The 8,826-nt window shown below is 73.4% G+C and carries 5 protein-coding genes; 2 read left to right on the top strand and 3 right to left on the bottom strand.

What is annotated here, in order from left to right; translation table 11 throughout:
- Window positions 1-166: 166 nt before the first annotated feature.
- The 3 genes from ACFWI4_RS36850 to ACFWI4_RS36840 form a co-directional block, all read right to left on the bottom strand.
- The gene (locus ACFWI4_RS36850; protein ID WP_387205480.1) at window positions 167-958 is read right to left on the bottom strand and encodes a S1 family peptidase; all 792 of its coding nucleotides are present in this window, start codon (window positions 956-958) and stop codon (window positions 167-169) included.
- 420 nt (window positions 959-1,378) lie between these two features.
- A complete protein-coding gene (locus ACFWI4_RS36845) occupies window positions 1,379-4,231 on the bottom strand; it encodes an AAA family ATPase (protein ID WP_387205478.1) in 2,853 nt (950 codons plus the stop codon).
- Window positions 4,232-4,436: 205 nt separating this feature from the next.
- Entirely contained in the window at window positions 4,437-5,288 is an 852-nt protein-coding gene (locus ACFWI4_RS36840; protein ID WP_387205476.1) for a response regulator transcription factor, read from the bottom strand.
- 102 nt (window positions 5,289-5,390) lie between these two features.
- Here ACFWI4_RS36840 and ACFWI4_RS36835 point away from each other — a divergent pair, with 102 nt between their 5' ends.
- Together ACFWI4_RS36835 and ACFWI4_RS36830 are read left to right on the top strand one after the other, a co-directional pair.
- Window positions 5,391-7,070: an AMP-binding protein gene (locus tag ACFWI4_RS36835; RefSeq protein WP_387205474.1), complete on the top strand. Its 1,680-nt coding sequence runs from the start codon at window positions 5,391-5,393 to the stop codon at window positions 7,068-7,070.
- Window positions 7,067-8,674, top strand: coding sequence for an AMP-binding protein (locus ACFWI4_RS36830; protein ID WP_387205472.1), 1,608 nt, complete (start codon window positions 7,067-7,069; stop codon window positions 8,672-8,674). Before ACFWI4_RS36835 ends, ACFWI4_RS36830 begins: the two co-directional genes overlap by 4 nt.
- The last annotated feature ends 152 nt before the right edge of the window (window positions 8,675-8,826 follow it).

The following is an 8,826-nucleotide window of genomic DNA, read 5'->3' as shown; positions in this document are numbered from 1 at the left end:
CGGGGGGCGGGCGGGGGGGGGGGGGGCGGCGGGCGGGGGGTGGCCGCGGGGGGGGGGGGGGGGGGGGGCCCGGGGGGGGGGGGGGGGGGGGGGGCGGGGGGGGGCCCCCCCCCCCCCCCCCGCCCCTCGGCTTTCACCTGAGGGGTACTCAGGAAATCTTTGTCTCCTACGAGTTGACCTGATCGGTCACCAGGCTGGAGAACGTCGTCAGACGGGTGTAGACACCCGGGTAGCCGGCCTCGGCGCAGCCCTCGCCCCAGGACGTGATGCCGGCCAGCACCCCGCCGATGAGCAGCGGGCCGCCGCTGTCGCCCTGACAGGTGTCCACGCCGCCGGCGGTGTATCCGGCGCAGACCATGTCGGAGGCCACGTAGTTCTTGCCGTACGAGCTCGCGCAGCTGGAGTCGGACACGATCGGGACGGTCGCGGTCCGCAGCTGGTTGGAGGAGGTGCCGTTCTCCGAGGTGGTGCCCCAGCCCACGATGCGGGCCGTGGTGCCGGCCGCGTACAGGCCGGTGTCCGAGCCGGCCACGTAGGGCGCCGGGTTGTAGGGCATCGGTGTGGACAGGGTCAGTACGGCCACGTCGTCGCCGTCGGTGGCGTCGGTGTAGTCGGGGTTGATCCAGATCCTGCCGACCTTGCTGACGGTGCCGTCCGTGCCGTTGAGGTACGTCCTCCCGCCCACCACACGGATGCTGTCGGTCGTCTCGCCCGACATGCAGTGGGCGGCGGTCACGACCTTGTCGGCGGCGACGAGCGTGCCGCCGCAGAACTGGTTCTGCCTGGCGTCGGTGATCTGCATCATGAACGGGTACGTGCTCGTCGTGGTCGTCGTGCCGCCGACGATGGGCTGGGGAGCGGCGGCGGCGGAGTGGGCGCCGAGCAGCGTGGTCGTGGCTGCTGCGGCGGTCGCCGCACACACGGCGACGCTTTTCTTGACGCGGTTGAGCCCGAACATCGGTCTCCTTGAAAGTTGCCGGTGGGGGGACGCACGGGTGTGTGTGGGGGGAGTCACGGCGCCCCTGGTTGGGGTGTCGCGGACCCGAGCGAACGGCACGCCCACACGCTAGGGGGTGTGACCGCTCTCTCCCAATGAGGGAACCCCCTAGTGGGGACGGGGGAGGGAAAACCCTTGCACGGCGCGGGCCGTGTTTGACGGGGGCGCCGTCCGGTTGATCCCGGCCCGGGGGCCCCGCATGTCCGGCGCACGTTCACCCGAAGGAGTCACCCAGCAGCCATACCGCTCCGGCCCCGGGCTCTATCGCCGCGGGCCGGAGCGTCACCGTTGTGGCCCGCAGTCTCACCGGTCCGGCCGCTTCTCCCCGGGGCGTGTCCGCGAAGTCGCGCCGTCCGTCCGGGGAGTGGTCCCGGCGGAGCGTCAGTCGGGCCTGCGCTCCGCGGCCAGCCGGACGATGTCGACGCGCGAGCGGATCCCCAGCTTCCGGTACACCCGGGTGAGCGTGGCCTCCACGGTCTTGACGCTGATGAACAGGCGCCCCGCGATCTCGCGGTTGGTGGCGCCCTCCATGACCAGGGCGGCGACCTGGCGTTCGGTGGCCGCGAGGGTGTCGAGCGCGGTGGGGGCCAGGGGCGGCGCGGCCGGCGGGAGCGCGGCCGCCGACTCCACCTGCCGCAGCCAGGGCAGCGCACGGCACCGGCGGAACAGCCGGGCCGCCTCGTCGTACGCGGTGGGTCCCGGTACGGAGGTGCCTCCCGCCCGGAGGCCCGGGCCCGGGCCCGTGGGGAGGGTGCGCAGCCCGGCCAGGGCGTACGCGGCCCTGGCCTCCTCCAGTCCGTAGCCCAGCTTGCCGAGACGGTCCTGGGCGGAGGCCAACTGGCGCTCCGCGGGCCCCTGTTCCCCGCGCGCGGCCCGGACCAGCGCCTCGGCGCGGTCGAGCACGGCGAGCACGCTCTCGCGTTCCAGCCGGAGCGCGCGCCGCCGGGTCACGTCGATGACGTCCTGCGCCTCCGCGGTCTCGCCGATCCTGACCAGGGCCTCGGCGAGGTCACCGTGCCATCGGCCGCGGGCCGGGTCGATGACGCCGAGCGCCTCCTCCAGCTCCCGGACCCGGCGCAGCGAGCGGACCGCCCCCGACGCGTCCCCGGCGACCAGTTCGGCGTGCCCGAGGGCGCCCAGGGCACGCGAGAGGTACACCATGTCGCCGTCCTCCTCGGCGCGGTCCACGGCCTCGTGGGCGAGCGCGAGCGCCCGGTCCACGTCACCGCCGGCCGCCTCGGCGAGCGAGGTGAACATGGCGGTGGCCGCCTCGCCGATGCCGGTGTCGCGGGCCAGCCGCAGGCTCTCCCGGGCCAGGTCGAGGGCGCGGCCGCAGTGACCGGAGCGCAGTTCGGTCTCGGCGAGGCCGCGCAGGAAGTGCAGTTCGCTCTCGACCATCCCGCGCCGCTGCACCTCGCGCAGCAGCGCGGTGATGGCCGTACGGGCCTCGGCGAGCCGGTCGCCCATGATGAGCCAGCGGAAACGGGCGGCGCCGGCGCCGTTGTGGTCGCAGGCGACCCGCGGGTCCTGCGGTTCGCGCATCGCCCGCTGGATGGTCGCGGGGGCGTCCGGGTGGCCCATCAGGGTCTCCATCTGCGCCTGGAAGCCGAGCGCGAGGAGTTCGGTGCGCCGGTCCCCGGCCCGGGCCGCCAGCCGCGCGGAGCGGGCCGCCTCCTCGCGGGCCTTGGTCATCTCGCCGTCCATCAGCAGGGCACGCCAGCCGAGCTGGTAGCGGACGAGGGCGACGAGCCCGGGGTCGTCGCCCGCGTCGGCGAGGGCCTGCGGGAAGACGGCGTCGATCTCGGCCATGGCCTGGCCGGCCGAGTCGACGACGACCATCCAGGCGCGGACCCGGTCGGCGGCGGCGGTTGCTCGTGCCAGTACCTGGCGGGCGATGTCCCGGGCGAGGTCCGTCTCCCCGGCGGTCAGGGCGTCCTCCGCGGCCTGAAGACGCCGTTCGTCGGAGCTGGGCCTGGTGTCCGCCGGTGTGTGGCGGGCGGCGAGCAGTCCGAGCCCGACGGCGACGGAGGGGGCGCCGCGGTCGCGGGCGGCGGCGGCCGCCTCGCCGAGCCGGGCGGCGACCGCGGGGTCCGTGCCGGTGGTGGCCAGCGCCAGGTGGCGGGCCCGCTCGATGGGGTCGGAGGCCGCGCGGGACAGGGCGGAGTGGGCGGCGCGCCGCTCCTGGGCGTCGGCCTCCGCGTACAGGGCGGCCGAGACGAGGGGGTGCGCGAACCGGATTCCGGGGGTGTCGCGTTCGATGGCCAGCAGTCCGAGTGCGGCGGCCGAGGCGGTCTCCGCCTCCGCGTTCTCCCGGCCGGCGGCGTGCAGCAGCGCCAGGGTCGGGCGGGCTCCCGCGCTCGCGACCAGCAGGGTGCGGCGGGCCTCGGCGGACAGCATGTCCAGCCTGCTGAGGACGAGCGCGCGCAGCGACGTCGGCACGGGGAGCGGCTCGCCGGGACTCGGCCGGGTCGGCGACTCGGCGAGGGCGCGGCCGAGCTCCAGCGCGAAGAGCGGATTGCCGCCGCTGGTGCGGTGGATGTCGCGCACGGTGGAGCGGGGCAGTCCGGTGTAGCCGCGCTGCACGAGGAGTTCGGCCACCTGGGCCCGGGCCAGCGGGGCCAGTCGCAGGGCCAGGGTGTCGGGCACGGTCGCGCGCAGGAAACGGTCGTGGTCCTGGGCCTGGGGCTCGGTCTCCGTACGGACCGCGCACAGCATGCGCACCGGTGTGCCGCCCAGCCTGCGGGCGGCGAAGCCGAGGAGTTCGGCGCTGGCCGGGTCGAGCCACTGGAGGTCGTCCGCGACGATCAGCACGGGCCCCCGCGCGGCCAGGGCGCGGAACGCCGAGAGGACGGCGAGCCGCAGGGCCAGGCCGTCGCGCTGGAGGGTGGACTCGCCGCGCCCGGTGAGCGCCGACTCAAGGGCGGTGCGCTGGGGGGCGGGCAGCCGGTCGGCTATCTCGTCGACGACCAGTCCGAGGAGGTCGGCCAGCGCGAGGAAGGGGAGATGGGATTCGGACTCGGTGGCCGAGCAACGCAAGACGGTCCGCGCCGATTCGGCGCATTCGGCGGCCAGCGCCCGCAGGACGGTCGACTTTCCTATTCCCGCCGGTCCGTGCACGAGCACACTGCCACCGCCGGAGAGCTGCTCGCGTGCCCCCGCGAAGAGTTCCTCCCGGCCGATGACCAGCTCGGGGCGCGGTCGGGCAGGTTCCTTGAAGTCCCCTCGCACGGTCACCGCTCCCCTCGTGTGTCGTGTCCTGGCCAATATTAGGCAAGGTCTCTTTGAATTTCGGACAGTCCGGGTGGTGAGGGAAATAACAGATGTTGCACATACGTCATTTCGCGGTCCGGACGATTGAATGAAGGGTGCCGAAGCGATCCGTGTGCCAGGGCGCCACCCCGGCCCGGCGCGCCAGGGCGGCACCCCCCGGCCCGGCGCGCTAGGGCAGCACCCCGGCCCGGCGCGCGGCGACGACGGCCTCCAGACGGGTGTGCGCGCCGAGTCTGCGCATCGCCGACCGCAGATACCCCTTCACCGTCTCCGGACGCAGCCCGAGCCGCTCGGCCGCGGCCGCGTTCGTCGCCCCCGCCGCGACACAGGCGAGCACGTCCACCTCGCGCGGAGACAGCCCCACGTCCCGCGGCACCCGCTGCGGCGGAGCGGTCGCCCCGGCCAGCCGGCCGCACACGGACAGCAGCTCGGCCCGCAGTCCCGGGTCGGCGATCCGCGGCGCCAGCGCCCGCAGCGTCCCGTGCGCCTCGCGCACCTCCTCCCAGGCCGCCTCGCCCGCCGCGCCCCGCCCCGGGCCCGGCTCGCGGACGGCGCCCAGCAGTTCGCGGGCCGCGTCCCGGACGACCAGGGCCTGCTCCACGTCCCGGGCCGCCTCGACGGCCGCTCCCAGCGTGCGGTCGCCCAGCGGCTGGGCCGTCCGCAGGGCCCCGTACAGCACACCGCGCACCCGGCGCCGTACCACCACCGGAACCGCGAGGACCGAACACAGCCCCTCCGTCGCCACCGCCGTGTCGTACTCGTGGCTGATCTGCCGCGAGGCCTCGTAGTCGCTCACCGCGCACGGCCGGGCGAGGGCCACCGCCTTGCCGCCCAGACCGTTGCCCGAGGACACCGCGAGCGCGCTCAGCGCGGGGGTCGCCGTGCCGCTCAGCTCGCTGATGCGCACCAGCCGGCCACCGGGGTCGACCAGCCCGCCGAAGGCCACGGGCAGCCCCGTGGCACGCCGCAGCCGCACCAGTGCGGCCCGCACTTCCACCGACTCCGCCGTGTCCGCCGCCACCTGCTCGTCCCTTCATCGCGGGGCACCCCCCGTTCGGGGGTGGTGAGACCTGCATCACGGAATACACGATGGTAGGCGGCGGTCCGGCAACGAGGAGGACACATGACGGCGACAACGGGCAGGGCGGAGGAGTTCCGTGCCGCACGGGACTTCCTGCTGGAGCACCGTGCGGACTACACCAGGGCCTACGAGGGCTTCAGCTGGCCCCGCCCGGAGCACTTCAACTGGGCCCTCGACTGGTTCGACGCCATCGCGCGGGACAACGACCGCACCGCCCTTCACATCGTGGAGGAGGACGGCGAACGTGTCGAGGTCTCCTTCGCGGCGATGTCCGAGCGCTCCGACCGGGTGGCGAACTGGCTGCGCGAGCGGGGCGTACGGGCCGAGGACCGCGTCCTCGTCATGCTCGGCAACCAGGTCGAGCTGTGGGAGACGGCGCTCGCCGCGATGAAACTGCGCGCCGTCGTCATCCCGGCCACCCCGCTGCTCGGCCCCGCCGACCTGGCCGACCGGGTCGAGCGCGGCCGGGTGCGGCACGTCCTCGTACGGTCCGAGGACACCGCCAAGTTCGACGCCGTGCCCGGGGACTACACCCGGATCGCGGTCGGTGGCGCCCGCCCCGGCTGGCACGCGTACGAGGAGACGGCCTCCGCCGGTGCCGCCTTCGAGCCCGACGGCCCCACCCACGCCGACGACCCCCTGATGCTCTACTTCACCTCGGGCACCACCGCCCGGCCCAAGCTGGTGGAGCACACCCACGTCTCGTACCCGATCGGCCACCTGGCCACCATGTACTGGATCGGGCTCCGGCCCGGGGACGTGCACCTGAACATCTCCTCACCCGGCTGGGCCAAGCACGCCTGGTCCAACCTCTTCGCGCCCTGGAACGCCGAGGCGACCGTCTTCCTCTACAACTACACCCGCTTCGACGCGGGCCGGCTGATGGCCGAGATGGACCGGGCCGGGGTGACCACCTTCTGCGCCCCGCCGACCGTGTGGCGCATGCTCATCCAGGCCGACCTCGGCCAGCTGCGGACCCCGCCGCGCGAGGTCGTCGCCGCGGGCGAACCGCTGAACCCCGAGGTCATCGAGCAGGTCAGGCGCGCCTGGGACGTCACCATCCGGGACGGCTTCGGCCAGACGGAGACCGCCGTCCAGGTGTCCAACAGCCCGGGCCAGCAGCTCAAGACCGGCTCCATGGGCCGTCCCAGCCCCGGCTTCCGGGTCGAACTGCTCGATCCGGTCTCGGGCGCGCCCGGCGCCTCGGAGGGCGAGATCTGCCTCGACCTGTCGGAGCGCCCGGTGGGCCTGATGACCGGCTACCACGGCGACCCCGACCGTACGGCCGAGGCCATGGCGGGCGGCTACTACCGCACCGGGGACATCGGCTCGCGCGACGACGACGGCTACATCACCTACGTGGGCCGCGCCGACGACGTGTTCAAGGCCTCCGACTACAAGATCTCGCCGTTCGAGCTGGAGAGCGCGCTCCTGGAGCACGAGGCGGTCGCCGAGGCCGCCGTCGTCCCCGCCCCCGACGAACTGCGCCTCGCCGTCCCGAAGGCCTACGTCGTCCTCGCCGCCGGGTACGAGCCGGGACCCGACACCGCCAAGATCCTCTTCGAGCACGCGCGTTCGGTCCTCTCGCCGTACAAGCGCATCCGCCGGCTGGAGTTCGGCGAACTGCCCAAGACCGTCTCCGGCAAGATCCGCCGGATCGAGCTGCGCGAGGCCACGGCCGCCGGCTCGGACGCCGAGTACCGCGAGGAGGACTTCCGGTGACCGAACTGTCGTACGCGCACGGGACGGGCGGCACCGCGCTGCTCGGTGACACCATCGGGGCGAACCTCGACCGGGCCGTCGCCGCCTGGCCGGAGCGGGAGGCGCTGGTCGACGTGCCCTCGGGCCGGCGCTGGACCTACGCGCAATTCGGCGTGGCCGTGGACGAGTTGGCGTGCGCGCTGCTCGCCTCCGGCGTCGCCAAGGGCGACCGGGTGGGCATCTGGGCGGTCAACTGCCCCGAATGGGTGCTCGTCCAGTACGCCACCGCCCGCGTCGGCGCGGTCATGGTGAACATCAACCCCGCCTACCGCACCCACGAGGTCGAGTACGTCCTGAACCAGGCCGGGATCTCGCTGCTCTTCGCCTCCCTGAGCCACAAGAGCAGCGACTACCGGGCGATGGTCGAGGAAGTCCGCGGCAGATGCCCGCGGTTGAGGGAGACCGTGTACATCGGCGACCCCGGCTGGGACGCGCTGCTGCGGCGCGGAACCCCCGATCTGTACGAGGAGTTGCGGGCCCGGGGGAGCGAACTGTCCTGCGACGACCCGATCAACATCCAGTACACCTCGGGCACCACGGGCTTCCCCAAGGGAGCCACGCTCTCCCACCACAACATCCTCAACAACGGCTATTTCGTCGGGGAGTTGATCGCTTACTCGGAGCAGGACCGGGTCTGCGTCCCGGTGCCCTTCTACCACTGCTTCGGCATGGTGATGGGAAACCTGGCCGCCACCTCGCACGGCGCGTGCATCGTCGTCCCGGCCCCGTCGTTCGACCCGGCGGCCACGCTCAGGGCCGTCCAGCAGGAGCGGTGCACCTCGCTCTACGGCGTACCGACCATGTTCATCGCGGAGCTGAACCTCCCCGACTTCGCCTCGTACGACCTGTCCACCCTGCGCACCGGCATCATGGCGGGCTCGCCGTGCCCGGTCGAGGTGATGAAACGGGTGGTCGCCGAGATGCACATGGAGGAGGTCTCCATCTGCTACGGCATGACGGAGACCTCGCCCGTCTCGCTCCAGACCCGCCGCGACGACGACCTCGAACACCGCACGGGCACCGTAGGCCGGGTCCTGCCGCACCTGGAGGTGAAGGTCGTCGACCCGGTGGACGGGGTGACCCGGCCGCGCGGCACCGCGGGCGAACTGTGCACCCGCGGCTACAGCGTGATGCTCGGCTACTGGAACGAACCGGAGAAGACCGCCGAGGCCGTCGACGCGGGGCGCTGGATGCACACGGGCGACCTGGCCGTGATGCGCGAGGACGGCTACGTCGAGATCGTCGGCCGCATCAAGGACATGATCATCCGGGGCGGCGAGAACATCTACCCGCGCGAGATCGAGGAGTTCCTGTACGCCCACCCGAAGATCGCCGACGTCCAGGTGGTCGGCGTCCCGCACGAGCGCTACGGCGAGGAGGTGCTCGCCTGCGTCATCCCCCGCGACCCGGCGGACCCCCTCACGCTGGACGAGCTGCGCGCCTACTGCGAGGGCAGACTGGCCCACTACAAGATCCCGAGCCGCCTCCGGATCCTGGAGACCTTCCCGATGACGGTCTCGGGCAAGGTACGGAAGATCGAACTCCGGGAGACGTGCGCGGAGTAGAGCCGGCCCCCGCTGTCACCCGTGACGTCACCGAGGCGGGCGAACGAGGTGTGCGCGCCGCGGCGCGGCCGATAGTGTCGCCGCTGGTGATCGAGCCGGGCGGGGGTCATCTCCTTCCGACGGGCGCATGAGCCGGTCCGGCAGACAGTGGG

Origin of the sequence: Streptomyces sp. NPDC127038 (assembly GCF_042725875.1) — a bacterium.
Lineage (GTDB): Bacteria > Actinomycetota > Actinomycetes > Streptomycetales > Streptomycetaceae > Streptomyces.
The sequence above is the reverse complement of the archived record's forward strand: the minus strand, read 5'-3'. Positions and strand labels throughout refer to the sequence as shown.

Coding starts and splice junctions, on each gene's coding strand:
- ACFWI4_RS36850 (WP_387205480.1), bottom strand. CDS start 958: ATGTTCGGGCTCAACCGCGTCAAGAAAAGCGTCGCCGTGTGTGCGGCG.
- ACFWI4_RS36835 (WP_387205474.1), top strand. CDS start 5,391: ATGACGGCGACAACGGGCAGGGCGGAGGAGTTCCGTGCCGCACGGGAC.